16 protein-coding genes and 1 pseudogene are annotated in these 23195 nt (G+C 59.5%); 13 read left to right on the plus strand and 4 right to left on the minus strand.

The features are described 5' to 3' along the window. Window positions 1–26 precede the first annotated feature (26 nt). Entirely contained in the window at window positions 27–674 is a 648-nt protein-coding gene (locus tag LOY67_RS09530; protein WP_265067732.1) for a response regulator, read from the plus strand. A 135-nt stretch (window positions 675–809) separates the two neighbouring features. Here LOY67_RS09530 and LOY67_RS09535 read toward each other — a convergent pair whose 3' ends face one another. Beyond that, on the minus strand, window positions 810–1502 hold the full coding sequence (locus LOY67_RS09535) for a class I SAM-dependent methyltransferase (protein ID WP_265066927.1): 693 nt from the start codon (window positions 1500–1502) through the stop codon (window positions 810–812). Between the two features lie 187 nt (window positions 1503–1689). On the opposite strand from LOY67_RS09535, the pseudogene LOY67_RS09540 reads away from it, so the two are divergent. Beyond that, a pseudogene (locus LOY67_RS09540) lies at window positions 1690–2396 on the plus strand (TetR/AcrR family transcriptional regulator). Beyond that, window positions 2386–3171 (plus strand): pyrroline-5-carboxylate reductase family protein, encoded by a 786-nt coding sequence (locus LOY67_RS09545; RefSeq protein WP_265066928.1) that lies wholly within the window; start codon window positions 2386–2388, stop codon window positions 3169–3171. The pseudogene LOY67_RS09540 and the gene LOY67_RS09545 overlap by 11 nt, the downstream one beginning before the upstream one ends. 105 nt (window positions 3172–3276) lie before the next feature. On the opposite strand, the gene LOY67_RS09550 is transcribed toward LOY67_RS09545, so the two are convergent. Beyond that, window positions 3277–5313 (minus strand): NADH:flavin oxidoreductase, encoded by a 2037-nt coding sequence (locus tag LOY67_RS09550; RefSeq protein ID WP_265066929.1) that lies wholly within the window; start codon window positions 5311–5313, stop codon window positions 3277–3279. A gap of 188 nt (window positions 5314–5501) precedes the next feature. Between LOY67_RS09550 and LOY67_RS09555 the strand changes: the two genes are divergently transcribed. After that, on the plus strand, window positions 5502–6404 hold the full coding sequence (locus LOY67_RS09555) for a glycine betaine ABC transporter substrate-binding protein (protein ID WP_265066930.1): 903 nt from the start codon (window positions 5502–5504) through the stop codon (window positions 6402–6404). 210 nt (window positions 6405–6614) lie between these two features. On the opposite strand, the gene LOY67_RS09560 is transcribed toward LOY67_RS09555, so the two are convergent. Continuing rightward, window positions 6615–7541 carry a LysR family transcriptional regulator gene (locus LOY67_RS09560; RefSeq protein ID WP_265066931.1) on the minus strand — a complete coding sequence of 309 codons (927 nt, stop codon included), beginning with the start codon at window positions 7539–7541 and terminating at the stop codon, window positions 6615–6617. A 177-nt stretch (window positions 7542–7718) separates the two neighbouring features. Between LOY67_RS09560 and LOY67_RS09565 the strand changes: the two genes are divergently transcribed. The 3 genes from LOY67_RS09565 (at window position 7719) to LOY67_RS09575 (ending at window position 10392) form a co-directional block, all read left to right on the plus strand. Then, window positions 7719–8639 (plus strand): alpha/beta hydrolase, encoded by a 921-nt coding sequence (locus LOY67_RS09565; RefSeq protein ID WP_265066932.1) that lies wholly within the window; start codon window positions 7719–7721, stop codon window positions 8637–8639. 124 nt (window positions 8640–8763) lie between these two features. Next, the gene (locus tag LOY67_RS09570) at window positions 8764–9384 is read left to right on the plus strand and encodes a TetR/AcrR family transcriptional regulator (RefSeq protein ID WP_265066933.1); all 621 of its coding nucleotides are present in this window, start codon (window positions 8764–8766) and stop codon (window positions 9382–9384) included. A 201-nt stretch (window positions 9385–9585) separates the two neighbouring features. Beyond that, the gene (locus tag LOY67_RS09575) at window positions 9586–10392 is read left to right on the plus strand and encodes an oxidoreductase (protein ID WP_265066934.1); all 807 of its coding nucleotides are present in this window, start codon (window positions 9586–9588) and stop codon (window positions 10390–10392) included. A 200-nt stretch (window positions 10393–10592) separates the two neighbouring features. Here LOY67_RS09575 and LOY67_RS09580 read toward each other — a convergent pair whose 3' ends face one another. Further along, entirely contained in the window at window positions 10593–12053 is a 1461-nt protein-coding gene (locus LOY67_RS09580) for an efflux transporter outer membrane subunit (RefSeq protein ID WP_265066935.1), read from the minus strand. Between the two features lie 92 nt (window positions 12054–12145). Between LOY67_RS09580 and LOY67_RS09585 the strand changes: the two genes are divergently transcribed. From LOY67_RS09585 to LOY67_RS09610, 6 genes are all read left to right on the plus strand, one after another. After that, window positions 12146–12763: a TetR/AcrR family transcriptional regulator gene (locus tag LOY67_RS09585; protein ID WP_413776173.1), complete on the plus strand. Its 618-nt coding sequence runs from the start codon at window positions 12146–12148 to the stop codon at window positions 12761–12763. 79 nt (window positions 12764–12842) lie between these two features. Beyond that, entirely contained in the window at window positions 12843–13946 is a 1104-nt protein-coding gene (locus LOY67_RS09590; protein WP_265066937.1) for an efflux RND transporter periplasmic adaptor subunit, read from the plus strand. Next, window positions 13943–17032, plus strand: coding sequence for an efflux RND transporter permease subunit (locus LOY67_RS09595; RefSeq protein WP_265066938.1), 3090 nt, complete (start codon window positions 13943–13945; stop codon window positions 17030–17032). The genes LOY67_RS09590 and LOY67_RS09595 overlap by 4 nt, the downstream gene beginning before the upstream one ends. A 29-nt stretch (window positions 17033–17061) precedes the next feature. Next, window positions 17062–18354: a beta-ketoacyl-ACP synthase II gene (gene fabF, locus LOY67_RS09600; RefSeq protein ID WP_265066939.1), complete on the plus strand. Its 1293-nt coding sequence runs from the start codon at window positions 17062–17064 to the stop codon at window positions 18352–18354. A 126-nt stretch (window positions 18355–18480) separates the two neighbouring features. Further along, on the plus strand, window positions 18481–19755 hold the full coding sequence (locus tag LOY67_RS09605) for an OmpP1/FadL family transporter (RefSeq protein ID WP_265066940.1): 1275 nt from the start codon (window positions 18481–18483) through the stop codon (window positions 19753–19755). A 343-nt stretch (window positions 19756–20098) separates the two neighbouring features. Beyond that, window positions 20099–23017, plus strand: a complete 2919-nt coding sequence (locus LOY67_RS09610; RefSeq protein WP_265066941.1) for a bifunctional diguanylate cyclase/phosphodiesterase — start codon at window positions 20099–20101, stop codon at window positions 23015–23017. Window positions 23018–23195: the final 178 nt, after the last annotated feature.

Genomic DNA, 23195 nt, shown 5'->3' on the forward strand with positions numbered 1-23195 from the left:
TCTGCCCGCTACAAGGAGGATAAATGATGCGAGAAATGAACGTCGTCATCGCAGATGACCACCCGATTGTGCTGGTGGGCGTGCGCGAGATCGTGCAGCGCGATTCACGCTATCGCCTGGTGGGCGAGGCGGTCAGTTCCAGCCAGTTGGTCGAACAGTTACGCGCCCATCAGCCCCAAGTGCTGATCACCGATTTCAACATGCCGGGTGACGACACCTATGGCGATGGCTTGAAGCTGATCGAGTACATCCTGCGCCATTTCCCCGAGACCCAGGTGTTGGTGTTGACCATGATTTCCAACAACCTGATCCTCACCCGCTTGCAGGAATTGGGCGTGGCTGGCGTGATTCAGAAAAACCACCTGCACGGCGAAATCGTAAAAGCCCTGGGCGCGATTAGTGCCCGACGCAGCTACGAGGCGCCCGCGCCTGTCGCGACCACTGTGGTGGGTAAATTGTTTCAGGTGCAAGAGCGGTTCCAAAGCCTGTCGCCCCGCGAGCTGGAAGTGTTGCGTTTGTTTGTAACGGGAATGAGCGTCAGCGACATTGCGCGGCAATTGAACCGCAGCAATAAGACCGTCAGCGCGCAAAAGATCTCGGCCATGCGCAAGCTGGAGGTGGACAGTGATCAGGCGTTGCTGACCTATTGCATCGAGGCCCGGCAGTTTCAATAGTCAGCGATAGATTATCTGGGTCAGCAGTTGGGCTGGCCTTCATATAGCATGTAAGGCACAGACGAGAACGACTGAGTAAACACCTGACGCTGGCCATCGGGGCTTTCCGCCGTTGAGCAACGAGTCCATTTTACTTCAATCCAGCCGACGCCCAAAAACGGAACGGCGAGTAGCCACCAGCAACAACGACTGCGGCCCCACTCCTTGCGGATGCTGCGGCTCCTGCAACCCAGCCAGCCCAAATCCCCCCATATCCAGCGCATTCAACCAACTGGAAAGCGTGCGGAAGTACCACGGCATGGGTTGCCACTGCCCCTTGAACCCCGCGAAGGTTTCCTGTCGCCAGCCATCCTGATAGACACCCGCCGCCGTGCTCCACGGATGCAGGGTCTGGATCACCAGCTTGCCACCAGGGACGAGCAGGGCATGCATGGTGGTGAGCAGGGGGATGATGTCCTGGTGCAGGAGGGCGAAGTTGGCGCAGATCAGGTCGTAGCCGCTGCCAATGTCGACTTTTGCCTGGACCAGTTCCTCATAACTCGCCAAATGGACCGCTGGAGAGCCGGCTGCTCGCGCTGCTTCGACCAGCGTCGCATCGCCATCCACTCCGACCGCATCGATGGCCCGTTTGGCCAGGGCGCGCAACAGCCAGCCTTCACCGCAGCCCAGGTCGAGCACGTGCTCGGGTTGCTGGCTCAGCACTGCCAGCAGAATCGCCTGGTCGGTGACTTCGCGTCGGCTTTCGATGGCGCCGGTGCGGATGGCGTCGATCCAGGCGCGGGCGTTGTGATGCCAGCTATGAAGAAGCTCTGATTCGGAGGCGGGCATGTCGGTGTCCGGTGTAGAGGCGGGAAGGTAAGGATAGGACACACTCTTCACGCTGCCAGACTGCTCTGAAGCACCCAGGGTCAAGAAGGCTGCGTCTCGGGTTTCAAGTCAACAAAATGTACTGTGGTGTACATGCGTCGGTCGGCAGGGTACATTCCAATCACGTTTTTGAAGAAGGTTCAGCGAGATGTCGCAGTTGGGGAAGGCGCGTGGCAAGGCCCAGGACACCGGTTGGCGCGGGTCGCCGGAGGGCTGGCTGGAGGCTGCCTACGATGCCTTGAAGGAGTCGGGTATCGACGCTGTCCGGGTCATGCCGCTCGCCAAGCGCCTTGGTTTGTCGCGAACCAGTTTCTACTGGTTTTTTCGAGGATCGCGAACAGTTGCTGGCCGCTTTGCTTTCCCGTTGGCGGGAAACCAACACGGGAGGCTTGATCCGCCAGAGCGAAAGCTATGCAGAGAGTATTTCCGAAGCGATCCTGAATGTGTTCGAGTGTTGGCTCAACCCGCAATTGTTCGATTCGCAATTCGAATTTGCCGTGCGCAGTTGGGCGCTGCAGTCGGCTGAGGTGGCTCAGGAGGTCGCTACCGTGGACGAACAGCGGATCAGTGCACTGGCGAGCATGTTCAAGCGGTTTGGCTATGACAACCAGGGTGCCGATACCCGGGCCCGCACGATTTACCTGACCCAGATCGGCTATATCAGCATGAACACCCATGAGCTGATCACCACGCGTTTCCAGCGTATTCCTCATTACGTCAGCATTTTTACCGGCAAGGCCCCCAAGCGACGCGAGCTGGATCGTTTCTACGGGAAGTTCGGCTACGCCGAAAAAGAGCCTGGGGTTTTTCGTTCCCTTGACGGACACGTTCGAAGGCTCCGCCGATGATCAATGAAACCCTGGGGATCATCGGTGGCACCGGCTGGTTGGGCGGGGCAATCGCCAAGGCGCTGCTGGAGCAGGCACTGGTGCCGGTGGGTAATCTGGTCATTTCCAACCGCTCGGGTAGCCACCCCTTGGCCCAGCAGGGCGTTTGCCTGGTCACAGACAATCAGGTGCTGGTAGAGCGCTGCGACGTGGTGATTGTCGCGGTGCGCCCCGAGCATTTTGCCAGCCTGAATATCGACGCGAGGGGCAAGACAATCGTTTCCCTGATGGCCGGAATCACGGCGCAGGCGATTGCCGCGCAAACCTCGGCTTCGGCTGTCGTGCGGGCGATGCCCAACGCGGCGGTGGAAATACGGCAGTCCTTTACGCCATGGTTTTGCTGGGGGGAGGTGGACGCGGCAACGAGGAATCTGGTGCGGCTTCTGTTCGAATCCGTAGGCACGGCGGCCGAGGTTCTCGAAGAGGATTTTATCGACTACCTGTCTGCGCTGTCGGGCACCGGCCCTGCTTTTCCGGCCTTGCTGATGACTGCCCTGACCAACCAGGCAGTGGCGGCCGGCCTTCCTGCCGATATCGCACAATTGGCGGCAAAGAACGTCGTGGTCAATAGCAGCCAGCTTCTGGAAAACCACGATGCGCTGCAGATGATCGAGGCGTTGGTGGCCTATCGAGGCGTCACGGCCGCGGCGTTGCAATCAATGATCGATAGTCGCTTCGAAGAGCGGATCGGCCAGGCGCTGCAAGCAGGCGCTGCGGTTGCCCGCAAAGGGCTACATGCCTGATGGGGACTCTTCCAGGTCCCTCGCCATAAAACCGCGTGGCGAGGGAGCTTGCTCCCGCTGGACTGCGTAGCAGGCCCCCGGCGCCTGACGCCAGGGGCATGATGTTCAAATGTCCTTGAGCAACCGCAGCGCGTCGTAGATGGCGGCATGGGTATTGCGCGCCGACACGGCGTCGCCAATCCGGAACAACTGGAAACGGCCCTCAGGGTTGGTCACGATATTCTGGGTTTTCCCGGCGATCAGATCATGCTGTTCAACTGCACCGTTGTTGCGCGAATGGGGGCGCAGTTCGAAGTACAGGTCGTCGAGGGGCAGGGTGCCATGGTTGATCACGACCTGATCCACCACGCGCTGTTTATGCACCCGGCCATAATCGCTGCCGAAGTTCGCCACTAATTGCCCGTCGCGTTTTTCTACGGAATCGACCCGATAGGTGACCGTAAAGGTGACGTTCAGGTCTTGAAGGCTGCGCATGTAGGGCACCAGATTCATCGCCATCACCTCCGGCGCGAACGAGCGGTCCGGTGTGACGATCTCCAGTTTCGCCCCGCTGTTGGCGATGAGCTCGGCCGCCTGTAGCGCCGCGTGGTCGCCTGCGTCGTCGAAGATCAGCACGTTCTGGCCGGGTTTGACGTCACCGGAAATGATGTCCCAGCTCGACACCACCAGTTCATTGCCGTGCTTGAGCACCTCGGTATGGGGCAGGCCGCCGGTGGCGACAATCACCACGTCCGGTTCTTCCGCCAACACCGTATCGGCCTCGGCCCAGGTATTGAAATGGAATTTCACGCCCAAGCGTTCGCATTGCGCCATGCGCCAGTCGATGATGCTGATCATCTCGCGACGCCGCTCGCTGAGGGCGGTCAGGCGGATCTGGCCGCCGGGCTGGTCGGCCGCTTCGAATACCGTGACGTCATGGCCACGTTCACCGGCGACCCGTGCAGCCTCCAGGCCCGCCGGGCCGGTGCCGATCACCACCACTTTGCGCTTGGCCGGGGCCTTGGGGAGTTCGTGGGGCATGGTGGTTTCGCGCCCGGTGGCGGCGTTGTGGATGCAGTACGCCGCGCCGCCCTGATAGATGCGGTCCAGGCAGTAGTTGGCGCCTACGCAGGGGCGGATCTCTTCTTCGCGTTTCTCGATGATCTTGCGCACGATGTGCGGATCGGTCATGTGCGCCCGGGTCATGCCGATCATGTCCACCTTGCCGGAGGCGATGGCGTGGCGTGCGGTGGCGACGTCCGGGATCTTGGCGGCATGGAAGGTGGGGAAGCCGGTGGCCGAGCGGATCTCGCCGGCAAAATCCAGGTGCGGGGAGTTGCGCATGCCCTGGATCGGAATCACGTCGGTGAGGCCGGCATCGGTGTCGATGTGCCCACGAACGACGTTGAGGAAGTCGACCAGGCCACTGTCCTTGAGCATGTGCGAGATCTGGATGCCGTCGCTTGCGTCGAAGCCACCGGGCAAGTCTTCATCGCCGGTGTAGCGAACTCCCAGCAAGAAGTCCTCGCCGCAGCGCTGGCGAATGCCTCGCAGGACATCGAAGGTAAAGCGCAACCGGTTCTCCAGCGAACCGCCGTAGGGGCCATCAAGGTCGTTGGTCAGTGGCGACCAGAACTGATCCATGAGGTGTCCGTAGGCCTGCAGTTCCAAGCCATCGAGCCCGGCGGCCTTCATGCGTTCGGCGGCATCCACATAGTCCTTGATGATGCGGTCGATGTCCCAGTCTTCCAGCTTTTTCGGAAAGGCCCGGTGGGACGCTTCCCGGCGATGGGAAGGTGAGACGACCGGCAGCCAGTCAGCCTTGTCCCAACGTGTGCGCCTGCCGAGGTGAGTCAGCTGAATCATTACCGCCGCGCCGTGCTCGTGACATTCGTCGGTCAGGTCCTTCATCCATTTGACCACTTCATCCTGGTACGCCAGCACGTTGTTGAACACCGGCGGGCTGTCCCGGGAAACCGCGGCGGAGCCCGCGGTCATGGTCAGCGCCACACCAGCCTTCGCCCGTTCGACGTGGTACGCCCGATAAAGCTCCTTCGGCATGCCGTCGACCGGATAGGCCGGCTCATGGGAGGTGGTCATGATCCGGTTCTTGAGAGTCAGGTGCTTGATCTTGTAGGGCTGCAGCAAGGGATCGCTGGACATGTTGTGCTCCGGGGACAGAACATCAGGCTTGGTTTTGACATGACGGTATGTCCAATGTACGCCTATGTCAACGTGGCTTGACATGAGTGTACATTTCGCTTGCCCAACAAAAAAACCGGGATTACTATCGGCCTGAAATTTTTCTGCTGCCCTGCCAATAACTACTAATACAGACGCGGAGATGAACCATGATTACCTTATCCGGTAGAACCTGTTTCGGTTGGCTCGCAGGCCTGGCGATGGCGTCCAGTTGCCTGATTGCCCAAGCCGAGGAACCTACGCCCATCCGGATTGGATGGGTGAACTGGTCGGATACGGAAATCGCTGTAAAACTGGCAGACACGGCACTGCGAGACCATCTGAAACAGCCGGTCAAACTGGTCCTGGCCGATATCGGCATCCAGTTCCAGGCGCTGGCGAACGGCAGTATCGACCTGATTCCGATGGTCTGGCTGCCGGGTACGCACAAGTCGTTCTATGACAAGTACAAAGACAAGCTTGAAGACCTCGGCGCGTTGTATGAAGGTCGGATCGGCATGGCGGTGCCGACGACCATTGCGACCAGTGAGATTGCCAGTATCGAAGACCTCAACAAGCCCGAAGTGCGAGAGAAACTCGGCGGCAAGATCCTCACCTCCGAAGTGGGCAATGGTCAGTACAAGCTCACGGAGAAAGCCATCCAGGAGTACAAGCTCGATGGCTACAAGATGGTCGCTTCTTCAGAGTCCGGAATGCTGAGCGAGCTGGACCGTAACCTCAAGCGTGGCAAATGGTCGTTGATCAATGCCTGGAGCCCGCACTGGATGTTCTCCAAGTGGTCCCTGCGCTACCTGGATGATCCTAAGCACATTTTCGGTGGTGCCGAGCAGATCCACGCGGTTGCCCGCAAAGGTTTCAGTGCGGAACATCCTGACGTTGCCAGGTTCTTTGCCAACTTCAAGATTCCCCAGGCTGATCTTGAGAAGTTGATGGCGACTGCACGCGACAGTTCTGCCGACAAGGTGGTGGCTGAATACTACGCTGCCAACAAGCCGCGCTTTGAGGCAATGTTTGGCAATCAAGCTGTCTCCGCGACGACTGGCCAGCAATGAGGCCGCTTTTTCACGGTTATTTGCAGTTCGGTTCCCTTGACGGACGTGAAGGGCTCCGGCTGCATCGATCAACGTCAAGACCTCGGGGTTGTAAACGAGACCGATAGTCGTAGGAGGGTGAGATATGCCAGCTACAACGATGGGGATCAAGTTGGATGCGGCAACACGCGCCAGGCTGAAGTCGGCGTCGGCAACGCTGGATCGCACTGCTCAGTCCTCGGCCAGCGCATCCAAGCGGTTCTTTTCACGCCAGAAGTCGAGAAACGCCCGCAGCTTTGGAAGCACCTGGTTTCGATGGGGGAAGTAGGCAAAGAAACCCGGGCTTTCAGGCATGAAAGTTTCCAGGCACGGCTCCAGCAATCCCTGATCAATCAACGGTTGAACGTTGGTTGAAATGTTATAGGCCAGCCCAACGCCGGACACAGCAGCAGCCAGGCTGGTCGCGGGGCCGTTGACGATCATCGGTCCCTTCACGTCTATCGCAAAGACTCTGGTTGTTCCCTGGATATCCCGCTCCACGAAACCCCATCGATAGAGGGCGCCGCTGACCAACCGGATGTTGATGCAGGCATGTTCGCCAAGTTGATCGGGATGCAGTGGTTTCCCTCGCTTGGCAAAGTATCCGGGCGACCCTACCACGCTCAGTGCTGAGGGCCTGCTGAGGCGCACGCCCACCATGTCCTGGGCGATCATATCGCCGATGCGGATCCCTGCGTCGTAGCCTTCGGCAACGATATCGACGTAACGGTCCTCAAAGACCAGTTCCAACTCCACGTCGGGGTACGCAGCGGTAAATCCGGGGAGCATCGGCTCGATCAGGGGCTGCGCCACGTAGGGCACACTCAGGCGCAGCAAGCCTCGTGGATGCAAGCCAAAGCGCTGCGCGGCGTCAAACGCCACGCCTATATGGGCCATGCCGGTTTCGACCTGTTCGAGGAATACCTTACCTGCTTCGGTCAGTCCCACGGAGCGTGTCGTGCGTGCTAAAAGAGGCATGCCGACGCGTGCCTCGAGCCGCTTGATGCTCCAACTCACCGCAGCAGGTGTGACACCCAGTTCCAGCGCGGCGGCGGTAAAACTGCGTTTCTGCGCGACGCGGGTAAAAACAACAATGCCATCCAGAAAGTCCGCGCGCATTATTAAATCCAACTTATAAGTTCATCAAAAAATACACGTACTATTAAATGATGAGCAAGTATCCAGATCCTCTATGCTTCTGACATGAAAGCGAACCCATCCCCTTCACTGATCACGCGACGGACGTTTTGCCTGGTTGTCGGGGCGAGCACCGTGCTCTTTACCGTAGGAAATACCATGTCAGAGACACTTACCGAACGTAGTCGGCCCAAACCGCAGAAAGTGAGCTTTCCAAGCGGAGACGGGATCGTTGTCGCGCACCTGTACCTCCCTGAGGGCTATGATCCTGCGCGTCGTTATCCCGCTGTCGCAATTGGTGGTTCGATGAGCTCGGTGAAGGAGCAGATGAGTGGCAACTACGCCGGTGAGCTTGCCCGGCGTGGGCTCATTGCTCTGGCACTGGATTATCGCAACTACGGCGAGAGCAGCGGAGCCAGGCGTCAGTATGAAGACCAGGTATCCAAGGCGCAGGACTTGTCCGCCGCTCTCATCTTCCTGAGAAAACGCCCGGACGTGACTGGAACGGGTCTGTTGGGTATCTGCACATCGGGGGGAACGGTCCTCTATGCGGCAGCAAAAGACCCTGATGTGGGAGCGGTGGCGAGTGTCGCGGGTTATTTCTCTGACCCGGAGTTATTGCTCATGCTGTTTGGCGGCGAAGCCCCTCTCGAGCAGCGGAGGGCAGCCGGTCGCCAGGCACGCCAGCGTTATGAAGAAACGGGCGTGATCGAAACCATTCCCGCCTACAGCCCCATCGACATGACGGCCGTGAGCACCAGCCCCAGCGAGTACTACATGGATCAAACCCGTGGCGGCGGGGTGCGTGCCTGGCGCAACGAGTTCGCGGTGATGGCCTGGGAGCCCTGGCTGGATTTCAATCCCGTGGCACAAGCTCCACACGTCACCGCCCCCGCGTTGATCATTCATTCGGACGGCTCGGCCTTTCCCGATCAGGCCCGCAAGGTCTATGAACGCTTGGCCGGGCCAAAGGTACTGGATTGGGCCGAAGGGAGGCACTTCGATTTCTACGATCAGGCCGACACGGTGCGCCAGGCGGCAGACCGGTTGGCTGCGCATTTCCGCGACACGCTTGTTTGAAGCCCGGGCCCTGGCGAGCGTTTGAAAGGTGAGGTCGTCATCCGAAGCAAGAAGTCAATTTTGTGACCTTGTCATGATATGGTCACAGGTTGTCATGCCCTTGACGGATAGGTAAGCTGGCGGCATGAATCAAGTATCCTTTCCTGTGCAGAACACCCGTGGTCCTGTCGACCATGAAATCCGAGCCCAGATTGTCGCAGCGGCGAACGAGCATTTCAGCCGCTATGGCTACAGCAAAACCACGGTATCGGACCTGGCCAAGGCCATTGGCTTTTCCAAGGCCTACATCTACAAGTTCTTCGATTCGAAACAGGCAATCGGAGAGGCTATCTGTGCCAATTGCCTGGAGGCGATTGTCGCGGCAGTGGACGAGGCTACCAGCGTAGAGTCCATTACGCCCACCGAACGCTTTCGCCGCCTGGTGAAAGCCGCGGTGCTCACTGGTGTCAGCCTGTTCTTCAACGACCGCAAGCTCTACGACATTGCGGCATTCGCGGCCTCTGAGCGCTGGCCCTGCACTCAGTTCTACGAGGGCAGAATCCAGGCGTTCGTCACGCAGATCATCTCTGATGGACGTGAACTGGGCGAGTTCGAGCGCAAGACGCCCCTGGACGAAACGGTGGGGGCAATCTGTCTGGCATTGCGTCCGTACATCAATCCGTTGCTGTTGCAGTACAGCCTTGATGGCGTCGAAGAGATGTCCACGCGCATTGCCAATCTGGTCCTGCGCAGCCTCATGCCTTGAGTCACGGCCGTCACTTTACGGCGGCCAGTTGTTCTGCAACAGCGTTTCCATGACGACATACGCTGAGCCTATTCGATAGAAGCAAGGATAAGGGCTGGTGCTCCCCGGTGAACATTGCTGCGCATGGGTTGTGACCATTGACTAAATTGGTTACTAGGTACAAAGTGGATGCCTTGACCCTCCTTCAATAGAGAACATGCTATGTCGAACCCTGAAGTTGTCGTTGTTACCGGTGTTTCATCAGGCATCGGACGCGCCACCGCGCAACTGTTTGTCAAGCAGGGCTGCCGAGTGTTTGGCACTGTGCGCAGTATTGCGAAAGTGGACGCATTGCCAGGTGTCGAGCTTGTGGAAATGGACGTTCGCGATGATGCGTCCGTCCAGCGTGCAGTCGAGGCCGTGATCGTGCAGGCCAAGCGTATTGATGTGCTCGTCAACAGCGCGGGCGGTTCGCTGGTGGGTTCGGTAGAAGAAACGTCGATCGCCGAAGCCCAGGCATTGTTCGACACCAACGTGTGGGGTGCCTTGCGTACAGCACAAGCGGTACTGCCGCACATGCGTGAGCAACGTGCGGGAAGAATCGTCAACGTCAGCTCGGTACTGGGTTTTCTTCCTGCCCCGTACATGGGCCTCTACTCGGCGTCCAAGCACGCCGTTGAGGGGATGTCCGAGTCCCTGGACCATGAGGTGCGCAAGTTCGGCATCCGTGTGGTGCTGGTCGAGCCTTCATTCACCAAGACCAACCTGGATCTCAATGCGCCGCAAGCGGTTGGCAAAATCCCGGCCTATGACAAGGATCGCGACACAGTGACCCGCGCGATTGTTAAAAGTGTCCAGGGCGCCCCAAGTCCTGATGGTGTGGCAGCGACGATTGTCGAGGCTGCTCTGGGTGCATGGAAAATGCGCCGTACGCCCAAGGGCGAGGCCTCTCTTTTGCGCAAGCTGCGTCGTTTCATGCCTGCTGGCCCGGTTGATTCCAGCCTGAGAAAAACCTTCGGTCTGGGCTGAAAGCATGCCTGTTTGCTGAGGCGCCAGAGATGCTCTTCTCTTGGACCTGAGCCCCGCAGTTTTCGCAGCTTCTTTGCGCACGATCATCAGTTTGACAGACGTTCGCCGGCAGCTCAGGTGCTCCCTGATCTGCCGGCCCGCTCGCGGATGCGCTTATCACACGACGACCGTCTTACCTGCGAGAGCTGGGGAGTGTGCAGTCAACGAATCGCCACCGGTTGGCTTTCAGAAGGCTGCCAACCACCCCCAAGCGCCCGGAACGCCGCGACTGCCGCGCGTGCCGATTCTGTCTGGGCCTGCGCCCTGGCGTCGGATGCCTGCAACAGGGTTTCATCGGCGTGCAGAACGTCGATCAGGCTGGCCGAGCCTTTCTGATAGGCGATGAAGGACGATTGCCGGGCACTGGTCAACGCGCTTTCACCTCCGGTCAGCGTAGCGGCCTGCGCCTCGCGGTTGACCAGCGAGGAGAACGCGTTCTCGACGTCTTCGGTGGCACGCAGCACTGACTGGCGGTAGGCGGCAAGCGCTTCGGCTTCCTGTCCTTTCGCCTGATCGATCTGCGCGTTGATGCGGCCGAAATCGAAGAGCCTCCAGCGCAGGCCCAAAACGCCCGAGGCCTGGCTGGCCCCACTGGAAAACAGATTGCCGCTGGAAACCGCTGTTGCGCTGCCAATCAAGGCACTGAGTGAAAACTTCGGATAGTACTCGCTGATCGCCACGCCAATGCGCGCATTGGAAGCCGCCAGTTTGCGCTCGGCCACGATGAGGTCTGGCCGCCGGCGCAGCAGATCGGCCGGCGTTCCCGCCGAGGTAATCTGTGGTGCCTGGGGAATCGCCGCCGTCGCGGTCAACTGAGCGCGGTGGGTGCCGGGAGGGGTGCCGAGCATGACATCCAGTGCGTTCATCGCAGCGTCCAGGCCTGTGTTGAGGACTGGCACTGAAGCCTGGACCTGGGCAAGCGCCCCCTCGGTCTGGCGAACCTGGTACTCGGCGGCAAGTCCCTTGCTGTGGAGCAGTTGTACTTTCTCCAGCAGGTCCTGTTGCGTCTTGACCTGTCGATTGGCAATGTCCAGTCGGGCTTGCAGGCCGCGCAGGGTGATATAGATATCAGCGGTCTGCGCGGCGACGGCCAGGCGCGTCGCCGTGAGACCGGCTTCGGACGCCTGGTATTCAGCCAGTTCCGCCTCACGGCCCCGACGCAGGCCACCGAACACATCCAGCTCCCAGCTTGCACCGAGGTCGAGTTCATACAGATTGCCATAGCGATCATAGCCAGGCGTCGAGTTGAGCATCTGGCCCTGCGGCGTTTCGACGGATTGATAAGCACGTGCGGCTTGTCCGCTGATGTTGCCCGACGGCAACAGGGCGGCGGTTGCCGCGCCAAGTCCTGCGCGTGCCTGAGTGACCCGCGCCGACGCCTGGGCCAGATCCAGGTTCTGCGCAAGCGCCTTGGCAATGAAGTCATTCAGCAAGGGATCACCAAAGCCTTCCCACCAGCCGGCAAAATTTGCCGGGCGGGTTGCCGTTCTTTGCTGGACGGCAGATTGACCCTGATAGCTCTCCGATAACGGAGCGTCTGGACGATGGTAGTTCGGACCCACCGCGCATCCCGCCATTAAACCGGTGTTCACAAGCAGAGCAAGCGTTCGGAGGGAAGGCATGACGACTCCTGATTCAGTCAAATATTGTTCGTGACTATATTACCTAATGGTCACTCGTTGTCAATCGAGGTCCATGGGGCTAAGCTGGAAAAATGACTAAACACATGAATCCACCCCAGTCGCGTGGGCCATCAGACCATAGCGTCCGCGATCAAGTCGTGGAGGCCGCCACCCAGCACTTCGGACGCTATGGGTATGAGAAGACCACGGTGTCTGACATTGCCAAGACCATTGGCTTCTCCAAGGCCTACATCTATAAGTTTTTCGATTCCAAGCAGGCGATTGGAGAGGTGATCTGTACGAATCGTCTCGTCATGATCATGGCGATTGTGGATTCGGCAGTCGCGGATGCGCCGACGGCTTCCGAAAAACTGAGGCGTCTGTTCCGGGTATTGGCAGAAGCAGGCAGCGACCTGTTCTTCCATGACCGCAAGCTCTACGACATTGCCGCTGTTGCCGCTCGCGAACAGTGGCTTCCTGCGCAGGCGTATGACGAGCGCTTGCGCCAGCTTATCCGGCAAATTCTTCTGCTGGGTCGTGAGTCCGGGGAGTTCGAACGCAAAACCCCATTGGATGAGGCGGCTCAGGCGATCTACCTGGTCATGAGGCCTTATTCCAATCCCGTGCAACTGCAATACAACCTGGATACGGCGTCATCGGCCGCAGGGCTTCTATCGATGTTGCTGTTACGAGGTCTTTCAACTCAATAGTCATCAAGGTTGTGACTGTTGACATTATTGGTCACTAGCCTGAAGATGTCTCCCTGTTCTATTAATTGAGTAGAGAATCATGCTTCGGCTAAAACCTGCTGCCGTTTGCTTATTGCCTCTGGTCCTGGCGGCGTGTGGTAACCCATCGCCTACCGTCGATGCACGTACTCAGCCCCCTCTGGTGAGAGTGGCTGGCGTCGAGAATTCGGTCGATGTATCGCGTTCATTCACCGGTGTTGTGGTGGCTCGCGTCCAGAGCGATCTTGGTTTTCGAGTGTCAGGCAAAGTGCAGGAGCGGCTGGTGGATGCCGGCCAGGCTGTCAAGCGCGGCCAGCCACTCATGCGCCTGGATCCGATTGACCTTGGCTTGCAGGCGCGTGCGCAGCAGCAGGCCGTGGCCGCTGCCCGGGCGCAGGCCAAGCAGACCGCGGATGATGAGGCTCGCAATCGCGAGCTGGTGGCGGCAGGGGCGATTTCGGCATCGGCCTACGACCAGGCAAAGGCTGCGGCTGACACGGCAAAGGCGCAGCTCAGCGCCGCGCAGGCGCAGGCCGATGTAGCCAGTAACGCCACGGGGTATGCGACCCTGCTGGCCGACGCTGATGGTGTTGTGATGGATACCCTGGCCGAACCCGGCCAGGTCGTCAGCGCGGGGCAACCGGTGGTCAAGCTGGCGCGCGCCGGACAACGCGAAGCGAGTGTGGATCTGCCCGAGACGCTGCGCCCGGCCGTCGGCTCGGTGGCCCAGGCAACGTTGTACGGCAATGGCAAGATAGCGACCGCCGCAAAATTGCGGCTGCTTTCCGATGCTGCCGATCCGGTAACGCGCACCTTCGAGGCCAGGTACGTGCTTGAAGGTGCGCTCGCTAATGCACCGCTCGGTTCCACCGTCACGCTCAATATCGCTCAGGACAAGTTGCCGGCGCAGGCACTGCGAGTGCCTGTCGCGGCTGTGTTTGATGCAGGTAAAGGCCCCGGTGTATGGGGGATTTCCGGTGAGCCGGCAAAAGTCTCATGGCGTCCGGTTCAGGTCCTTGGCCTGGGCGATGACACGGCGACGATCACCGGCGATCTCAAGCTGGGTGAGCAGGTGGTGGCCTTGGGCGCGCATTTGCTGCACGAGGGCGACGAAGTCCGAGTGGCGCAACAGGGCGACATCGTTGCCACAGGGAGCCAGCCATGAGCGAGGGGCGTTTCAATCTTTCGGCCCTCGCCGTTCGCGAGCGATCGATCACCCTTTTCCTGATCTTTCTGATCACGATTGCCGGCGTCCTCGCGTTCTTCGGTTTGGGGCGTGCGGAAGATCCGCCCTTCACCGTCAAGCAGATGACGATCATCTCAGCCTGGCCGGGTGCCACTGCGCAGGAAATGCAGGACCAGGTGGCCGAGCCGCTGGAAAAGCGCTTGCAGGAACTGAAGTGGTACGACCGCACCGAAACCTACACGCGGCCGGGACTGGCGTTCACCATGGTGTCGCTGCTGGACACCACACCTCCGGCAGAAGTGCAGGAAGAGTTCTACCAGGCCCGCAAGAAAATCTCGGATGAGGCAAAAACATTGCCGGCCGGTGTCATCGGGCCAATGGTCAACGATGAATTCTCGGACGTGACCTTTGCGCTGTTCGCATTGAAAGCCAAGGGCGAGCCACAGCGCTTGTTGGCACGCGATGCCGAGTCGTTGCGCCAGCGTCTGTTGCATGTGCCAGGTGTGAAAAAGGTCAACATCATCGGCGAGCAATCCGAGCGCATTTTTGTGTCGTTCGCCCATGATCGACTGGCGACGCTTGGGCTTTCTCCCCAGGACATTTTTGCCGCGCTGAACAGCCAGAACGTGTTGACGCCCGCCGGCTCGATTGACACCCAGGGACCGCAGGTATTCGTGCGCCTGGACGGTGCATTCGACAAGCTCGAGAAAATTCGCGATACGCCCATCATCGTGCAGGGGCGCGCCCTGAAGCTTTCGGACGTGGCGACGGTCGAGCGTGGCTACGAAGATCCGGCGACCTTTCTGGTGCGCAACAAAGGTGAGCCAGCCCTGTTACTGGGTATCGTGATGCGAGAGGGCTGGAACGGCCTGGATCTGGGTAAGGCACTGGATGCAGAGACAGCCAGTATCAACCAAGGCATGCCGTTGGGCATGACGTTCACCAAGGTCACCGATCAGTCGGTGAATATCAGCTCGTCTGTCGACGAGTTCATGATCAAGTTCTTCGTCGCGTTACTGGTGGTGATGCTGGTCTGTTTCCTCAGCATGGGCTGGCGTGTGGGCGTGGTGGTGGCCGCGGCCGTGCCGCTGACCCTCGCCGTGGTGTTCATGGTCATGGCCGCCACCGGCAAGAACTTCGACCGCATTACCCTCGGCTCGCTGATCCTGGCGCTGGGCCTGCTGGTGGATGACGCCATCATCGCCATCGAAATGATGATGGTCAAAATGGAGGAGGGCTACGACCGGACCAAGGCCGCCGCCTATGCCTGGAGCCATACGGCCGCCCCGATGCTCGCCGGTACCCTGGTGACGGCTGTCGGCTTCATGCCCAACGGTTTTGCCCACTCGACCGCGGGCGAATACACCAGCAACATGTTCTGGATCGTCGGCATCGCCCTGATCGCGTCCTGGGTGGTCGCGGTGGCCTTCACGCCTTACCTGGGTGTGAAGCTGTTGCCGAACATCAAAAAGGTCGAGGGTGGCCACGCGGCCATCTATAACACCCGCCACTACAACCGCTTTCGCCGGTTGCTGACACGCGTCATCAGCCACAAATGGCTGGTGGCCGGCTCGGTGATTGCCTTGTTTGTCGTGGCTATCCTCGGCATGGGCGTGGTCAAGAAGCAGTTTTTCCCGGCCTCCGACCGTCCGGAAGTGCTGATCGAAGTGCAAATGCCCTATGGCACCTCCATCGAGCAGACCAGCGCGACGACGGCGAAGATTGAAACCTGGCTGCAAAAACAGGACGAAGCGAAAATCGTCACGTCCTACATCGGCCAGGGCTCACCGCGTTTCTACCTGGCGATGGCGCCGGAGCTGCCGGATCCATCGTTCGCCAAGATTGTGGTGCTGACAGGCAGCCAGGAGGAGCGCGAAACCCTCAAGCACCGTATTCGCCAAGCGGCGGCCGACGGGCTCGCGCCTGAGGCCCGTGTCCGGGTAACCCAACTGGTATTCGGTCCGTATTCACCCTTTCCCGTCGCTTATCGGGTGATGGGCCCGGACCCCGCCAAGTTGCGCGAAATTGCAGACCGGGTCGAGGCCGTCATGCGGGCAAGTCCGATGATGAGGACCGTCAACACCGACTGGGGCTCGCGGATACCGACGCTGCATTTCTCGTTGGACCAGAACCGCTTGCAGGCGGTGGGGCTGACGTCGAGTGCGGTTGGTCAGCAATTGCAGTTCCTGCTTTCGGGCATCCCTATCACTTCTGTGCGCGAGGACATTCGTTCAGTGCAGGTCGTGGGCCGCGCAGCGGGGGATATCCGGCTCGATCCGGCAAAAATACAGGGCTTCACGTTAGTGGGCTCGGCCGGTCAGCGTGTTCCGCTGTCGCAGATCGGCAGTGTCGAGGTGCGCATGGAGGATCCAGTCCTGCGGCGTCGTGACCGTACGCCCACCATTACGGTGCGCGGGGACATCGCCGAGGATCTGCAACCGCCGGACGTTTCCACGAAGATCATGAGCGAGTTGCAGCCGATCATCAGCACGCTTCCAGCCGGATACCGCATCGAACAGGCCGGTTCTATCGAGGAGTCGGCGAAAGCCTCGAAAGCGATGTTGCCGCTGTTCCCGATCATGATTGCCCTGACGCTACTGATCATCATTTTGCAGGTGCGTTCGATGTCGGCGATGGTGATGGTCTTCCTCACGGCGCCGCTGGGATTGATTGGCGTGGTGCCGACCTTGCTCATCTTCCATCAGCCGTTTGGCATCAACGCCTTGGTGGGTCTGATCGCACTGTCCGGCATCCTGATGCGCAACACGCTGATTCTGATTGGGCAGATCGATGACAACCAGAAAGAAGGGCTCGATCCCTTCCACGCGGTGATAGAGGCCACGGTGCAACGCGCCAGGCCCGTATTGCTGACGGCGATGGCGGCCATCCTGGCCTTTATCCCACTGACCCATTCCGTGTTCTGGGGCGCCCTGGCTTACACCCTGATCGGCGGAACACTCGTTGGGACCGTGATGACGCTGGTGTTCCTGCCAGCGATGTATGCCATCTGGTTCAAGATCCGTCCTGACAACGCAGCAAGAACCGAAGCACTGGCAGCCAGGTAAAAACGCCGACTGAGAATGAAGAGGGCCTGATGATGAATTCCAATGATCAAAAGCGAATCGTAGTAACCGGCGGCGGTATTGTCGGACCCCTGGGGTGCGGCATGGAGGAGGTCTGGCGCAGGTTGCTGGACGGCCGCTCCGGCATCCGGAGTCTGCCGGATGCAATCGGTGAGGGCACTGGCGTCGCCGTGGCGGGGCAAGTGCCGACCCTGGAAGAAGATCCCGTCGCCGGTTACGCGCCCGACCGGATCATTGCGCCCAAAGAGCGCAAGAAGATGGACCGGTTCATCGAGTTCGCCCTCGTCGCCGCACATGAAGCGCTGGCGCAGGCAGGCTGGCATCCCACGGACGAAGCGGACCAGCAGCGGACCGCGACGATTATCGCTTCCGGCGTCGGCGGCTTCGGTGCGATTGCCGATGCCGTCCGTACCACGGATGCCCGTGGACCGCGTAGATTATCGCCGTTCACCGCGCCGTCGTTTCTCGCCAATATGGCCGCCGGTCACGTCTCTATCCAGAACGGTTTCAAGGGCCCACTCGGCGCACCAGTGACGGCCTGTGCCGCCGGGGTACAAGCCATTGGCGATGCGGCGCGACTGATCAGAAGCGGGGAGGCCGATATCGCCATTTGCGGCGGCACCGAAGCGGCGATCGATCGGGTGACGCTCGGTTGCTTTGCTGCCGCACGTGCGCTTTCCACCGGGTTTGCTGATCGCCCGCAGGAAGCATCGCGTCCGTTTGATCGCGATCGCGACGGGTTTGTCATGGCAGAAGGCGCAGGGTTGCTGGTGATTGAGTCACTGGAGCACGCGCTCGCCCGTGGCGCGACGCCTCTGGCCGAGTTGGTGGGGTATGGCACCAGCGCGGATGCCTATCACCTGACTGCGGGGCCGGAAGATGGCAGTGGGGCTCGCCGCGCCATGGAGCAGGCCTTGCGCCAGGCCGGTGTAAGTGCTGGTGACATACAGCACATCAACGCACACGCGACCTCGACGCAGGTTGGCGACAAGGGTGAACTGGCGGCAATCCGGTCCGTGTTCGGCAGCCAGTCAGGCGTGGCGATCAGCTCGACCAAGTCCGCTACGGGGCATTTGCTGGGAGCTGCTGGCGGCATTGAAGCGCTCTTTGCGGTGTTGGCTTTGCGCGATCAGATCATTCCCCCGACGTTGAATCTGCTCCATCCCGATGAGGCCGCCAGCGGTCTCGACCTGGTTGGCCTGACGGCACGCAAGGCATCGATGACCTACGCGCTTTCGAATGGGTTTGGCTTCGGCGGCGTCAATGCCAGCGTCCTGTTCCGTCGCTGGGAGGCGGCGTCATGATCGCGACGCGAATGTCCTGCGCCAGTTCTCGTCGCGAACCTCAATCCTGGTGCTCGCCCACTGGCTGCAAGGCCTGAACTGTTTCCCCTGCAACACACCATCTGCTATCACCCTAGAGAGCCAACAATGAAAAAAATGATGCTCAACACGCCACTTGGCCTCGCTGTCGCGCTGGCCTCTTCACAATTGTTTGCCGGCGGTTTTGCTCTCAATGAACAAAGCGTCAGCGCAATGGGCACCGGCTTTGCCGGTCGATCCTCTTCCGCTGATGATGCGAGCACCGTTTTCGGTAACCCGGCGGGCATGTCTCGTTTGAAGAGCGAACAAGTCAGTGTGGGCGCCGCGACGCTTTTCGCCAAATCAGACATCAGCCAGACCCGCAGCACCTTCGGCGGCCAGCAAGACGGCGACATGGTCCCGACGACCACGGTGCCCATGGGCTACTACGTCAATCCCATCGATGAACATTGGGCGTTCGGTGTCGGTTTCTATGTGCCGTTCGGTCTGATTACGGATTATGGCAGTGGGTTTGCTGGCCGTTACTTCACCAACAAAAGCGAAGTCACTACGCTGACCTTTCAACCGACCGTCAGCTACGCCTTCAATGACAAGGTTTCGATCGGTTTCGGTCCAACGATCAACCGCATCAGTGGTGAGTTGTCGGCAATGGTATTGAACCCCTTCAGTCCCGGTACCAACGACGGCAAGCTCACAAGCAAGGGCGACGACACGGCCCTTGGTTTCAACGCCGGTATTCTGGTTCAGGCCACGGACAGCACCCGGGTGGGCATGACTTACCATTCCAAGGTCAGTTACCACCTGGACAATGCCAAAACCAAAGTCTCCGGAGGCGCCTTTTCCCTTCTGGGGCTCAGCGGCGAAAGCTACGACGCTTCGCTGGATGTGGACACCCCCGAGTCCGTGGACTTTTCAGCGACACATCAACTCAATGACGATTGGACCCTTTACCTGGGCAGCACCTGGACGCGTTGGAGTCGCTTCAAAGACATCACCATCGAGAACAGCGGCTTGCCTCCCGCGTTAAGCGGCGCGTTGAGTCGCGTCTCTGAAGAAGAGAATTGGCACGACACCTGGGCACACGCAGTGGGCGCGTCGTACCAACTCAATAAGCAATGGGTATTACGCACGGGCTTTTCGGTGGATCAGTCGCCCACCAACAACACCAACCGTTCGCCGCGTATTCCGACGGGTGACCGCACGGTGGTCAGCCTGGGTGCCGGATGGACGCCGGTGGACAATGTCACGGTCGACCTTGCCTACTCCTATCTGTGGGAAGAGCGTGTGAAGGTCAACGACGCTTCAGCAACCAGGGGCGCGTACAGCGCCAAATACAAGAACAGCGCCAGTGGTTTCGGTACTTCCGTTACCTATAGGTTCTGATTCACTAAAACCAGGCGCACCCCCAACAGGGGGAGCGCTTTTCAGCATTGTTGAAGTAAGTCCCCACGATTCACGATCCGACTGACGATCACATGGATCTGCCGCCGCTTGGTCTGAGCGCTCGCCAGTGCACTCTGTAGGCAGATACCTACTGGAACAGCCGCAAAGCCTACCTCCAAAACAGCATGGGCTGATGGCTAGTTGCCTCTAGAAGACTGCATCATGTATTGCCAGGTCCAATACGAGATCCTTGGCCATACATGACCTGTTTGCAGGTCTGCTCATCGGACGGGAAGTCCACTTCAGGTTCCACAAACGATTTCCCAGGCCCCCTGGAAGTCCCGTGAAGCGCGTTCCTCCTTCGGCAAACAAGATGATAAGTACCTCTGCAAGTCCTGCCTCCAACGATTCCTCCGTTGGCACTTCGCTCGCCGAACAAATGGATATCCGCAATCGGCTCTACCATAAAGCCTTCGAACGTACCGCCGATTGTCTGGCTTTTTATGAGTTCGCCGAGGACGGCCGTTTACGCATTCGTGAAGTCAACCCCGTCTTTGAACGGTTGCTCGGCCTGGCTAAAGCTGCATCGCCCGGACGGTATTTGGATGAGCTTCTGTCTGAAGCCAGCGCCCAACGGATAACGTTCGACAGTCGCACCTGCGTCGTTGCCGGAACACCCATCAGCATCGAGTACGAGCTGGACCTTGCCACCGGGCGGCGTGTCTTCCTACACAGTCTTGTTCCTATCAAGGATGAGGTGGGCGGTGGTACGTACGTGTTTCATGCCGCGCGTGATGTCACGGCGAGCAGGTGCTATGAAGGCCAATTGTTGAGCGACAAACTCGCATTTCGCACGTTGGCCGAGAACACGCCGGATACCATCGCCCGATACGACGAGAAATGCCTACGCACCTACGCCAATCCCGCCCTGGCGCAGATGGCCGGTGTATCGGCTACGGCCTTGCTTGGCGTAAAACCCAGCCATTCATCCGCTTCCCCCGCAATGCTTGCTTATGAAACCGTGTTGCAGGAGGTACTGCGCAATGGACAGCCTGACGAATACGAATTGGCCTGGCCGGGGGAGGACGGTCAGATGGTCACCAGCCACATCCGTATCGTTCCGGAGCTGTCGGCCGGCGGCGAGGTCGTCAGCGTATTGGCCGTGGGGCGCGATATCACCCAGTTGCGGCGTACCGAGCAAGCGCTACGGATCAGGGAACAGGAGTTTCGTACACTGGTTGAAAACTCACTGGATTTCATCATTCGCTACGACCTCGAAGGCCGGCGTACCTACTTCAATCCCGCTTGCGAGCAAGTGTTCTGCGTCCAGCTCAGCGAGTTCATAGGGACACCCATCACCTACGGAGGCCTGCTACCGGAGGAGGTGGCGAACCGTTATCACCAGGGCATTCTGGGTGTCTTGAAGAGCGGTCAGTCCAAGACAGTGGAGACAGTCTGGACCAAGGCCGATGGTGAACAGCTCATTCACCATGTCCAGGTAGTGCCTGAGCTCGATCAGCACGGACAGGTCGCCAGCGTGCTCACCATCGGACGTGACATCTCCACGCTGAAGGCCACCGAACGACGTCTCGAGCAGGCCGAAGCCTTGGTACGACTCGGCCATTGGGAGCTGGATTACCGACATCGAACGCTGCGACTGTCGGCGGAGCTCTGTCGCATGGTCGATAAGCCGCGCGATTGGCGTCCGTCCCAGAAGGACGTTCTCGACCTGGTCGTGCTCAAGGATCGGGCACGGGTTCTTGAGAGTATCTACGGTGCTTTCTCCAGCCGTAACTCATCTGTCGCGCTGGAGTGCTGTATCTCGGTGGGGCAGCAGTTACTGCATCTGCATTCCGAACTGCGCATCGAGTACGCCGCCAATGGTGCTCCTATGCAGGTACTCGGTACTGTCCAGGACATCAGCGAGCTGAAAACCTATCAGCAGCGTTTGCATGCGCTGGCCTTCTATGACGCATTGACCGAATTGCCCAACCGCGAATTGTTCAAGGAGCGCCTGCAGCAAGCGTTGCTTCGAGCCAGACACAGCGGCCACCCAGTCGCGGTGGCGGTGCTCGATCTCGATAACTTTAAAGTGGTGAACGATACGCTGGGTCATGGGGCCGGTGACGAGCTGTTGCGTGAAGTTGCCAAGCGCCTGCTTCGTCTGGTGTGCAGCGGCGGTACTGTGGCGCGCCTCGGAGGGGATGAGTTCGCGCTGATCCTTCCCCAGGACGCCACTGCAACGGTTCTGGAAAGTCAGTGCAGGAACCTCTTGCAGTCTGTGACGGGGATCTACCGAATCCAGGGTCGGGAAATTTTCGTCTCCGGCAGTCTGGGTGTCGCCCGTAGCCCAACGGATGCCGATAACATCAATGAGCTCCTGCAATACGCCGATTCAGCCATGTACTACGTCAAGGAGCGTGGCCGCAACGGTGTCCAGCTCTATTTTCCAAGCCTGACCCAGCAAGCCACCGACCGCCTGGCCATGGCAGCCTGCTTGCGACAGTCGCTGCGCAATGGCGAGTTGGCGCTGCACTATCAGCCGCAGATCGATTTGGCCTCGGGGCGACTGATCGGCGCCGAAGCCTTGTTGCGCTGGAACCACCCGCAGCTCGGGCAGATACCGCCGGACACCTTTATTCCGATTGCCGAGGAAACGGGATTGATCGTCGGTATAGGCGAATGGGTCCTGGAGCAGGCTTGTCGCCGTGCCGTTGCCTGGAACCATGACGCTCGCCACTCGCCGCTGAAAATAGCCGTTAATCTGTCTCCACGGCAGTTCCAGGCAAACGACCTGCTGAGTTCAATCCGCACGATCCTGAAGAACACCGGCTGCGAACCAGGCTGGTTGACGCTGGAAATAACGGAAGGCCTGCTTCTGGACAACAGCATTGCCGTGCGCGAGATCCTTGAGCAACTGGATGCCATGGGTATTTCGATCGCAATCGACGATTTCGGCACAGGCTATTCGGCGCTCGGTTACCTGAGTCGCCTACCCGTCGAAACGCTGAAAATCGACCGGTCTTTTATTCATGACATTCAACATAACCGCGATAACGCCGAGTTGGTCAAGGCGATTATCTCCATGGCCCACAGCCTGAAACTAACGTTGATTGCGGAAGGCGTGGAAGAAGACTTCCAACGGGCTTTTCTCCAAGACCACGGCTGCCATAGCGCGCAGGGCTGGTTGTATGGAAAAGCCATGCCGCCGGAGGATTTTGAAAGTCTGCTGTTGTTTCAAGTAGATGAAGCCTGGCGCTAAAGGCGTGCACCTTGTTCGCTCCTTACTGCCGGGCGGGTCGATATCCCGCTTCGGCTGAAATTTGACGGGCACACTCCAGCATTTGTTTGTCGCTGCCGAACAGCAGTGCGCCAGGGCTTACGGGCTCAGGCCTTGGATTTGCAAGGCCGGACGCCAGATCTCTGTCGGTTTGGTGGTT

It is taken from the genome of Pseudomonas sp. B21-056 (assembly GCF_026016325.1).
Taxonomy (GTDB): Bacteria; Pseudomonadota; Gammaproteobacteria; order Pseudomonadales; family Pseudomonadaceae; genus Aquipseudomonas.

What these genes read in the sequence shown, in the direction of transcription:
- LOY67_RS09550 (WP_265066929.1), bottom strand. Translation starts at nt 5,313, where the DNA reads ATGTCCAGCGATCCCTTGCTGCAGCCCTACAAGATCAAGCACCTGACT.
- LOY67_RS09605 (WP_265066940.1), top strand. Translation starts at nt 18,481, where the DNA reads ATGAAAAAAATGATGCTCAACACGCCACTTGGCCTCGCTGTCGCGCTG.
- LOY67_RS09580 (WP_265066935.1), bottom strand. Translation starts at nt 12,053, where the DNA reads ATGCCTTCCCTCCGAACGCTTGCTCTGCTTGTGAACACCGGTTTAATG.
- LOY67_RS09535 (WP_265066927.1), bottom strand. Translation starts at nt 1,502, where the DNA reads ATGCCCGCCTCCGAATCAGAGCTTCTTCATAGCTGGCATCACAACGCC.
- LOY67_RS09590 (WP_265066937.1), top strand. Translation starts at nt 12,843, where the DNA reads ATGCTTCGGCTAAAACCTGCTGCCGTTTGCTTATTGCCTCTGGTCCTG.
- fabF (WP_265066939.1), top strand. Translation starts at nt 17,062, where the DNA reads ATGATGAATTCCAATGATCAAAAGCGAATCGTAGTAACCGGCGGCGGT.
- LOY67_RS09570 (WP_265066933.1), top strand. Translation starts at nt 8,764, where the DNA reads ATGAATCAAGTATCCTTTCCTGTGCAGAACACCCGTGGTCCTGTCGAC.
- LOY67_RS09560 (WP_265066931.1), bottom strand. Translation starts at nt 7,541, where the DNA reads ATGCGCGCGGACTTTCTGGATGGCATTGTTGTTTTTACCCGCGTCGCG.
- LOY67_RS09545 (WP_265066928.1), top strand. Translation starts at nt 2,386, where the DNA reads ATGATCAATGAAACCCTGGGGATCATCGGTGGCACCGGCTGGTTGGGC.
- LOY67_RS09595 (WP_265066938.1), top strand. Translation starts at nt 13,943, where the DNA reads ATGAGCGAGGGGCGTTTCAATCTTTCGGCCCTCGCCGTTCGCGAGCGA.
- LOY67_RS09585 (WP_413776173.1), top strand. Translation starts at nt 12,146, where the DNA reads ATGACTAAACACATGAATCCACCCCAGTCGCGTGGGCCATCAGACCAT.
- LOY67_RS09555 (WP_265066930.1), top strand. Translation starts at nt 5,502, where the DNA reads ATGATTACCTTATCCGGTAGAACCTGTTTCGGTTGGCTCGCAGGCCTG.
- LOY67_RS09565 (WP_265066932.1), top strand. Translation starts at nt 7,719, where the DNA reads ATGTCAGAGACACTTACCGAACGTAGTCGGCCCAAACCGCAGAAAGTG.
- LOY67_RS09530 (WP_265067732.1), top strand. Translation starts at nt 27, where the DNA reads ATGCGAGAAATGAACGTCGTCATCGCAGATGACCACCCGATTGTGCTG.
- LOY67_RS09575 (WP_265066934.1), top strand. Translation starts at nt 9,586, where the DNA reads ATGTCGAACCCTGAAGTTGTCGTTGTTACCGGTGTTTCATCAGGCATC.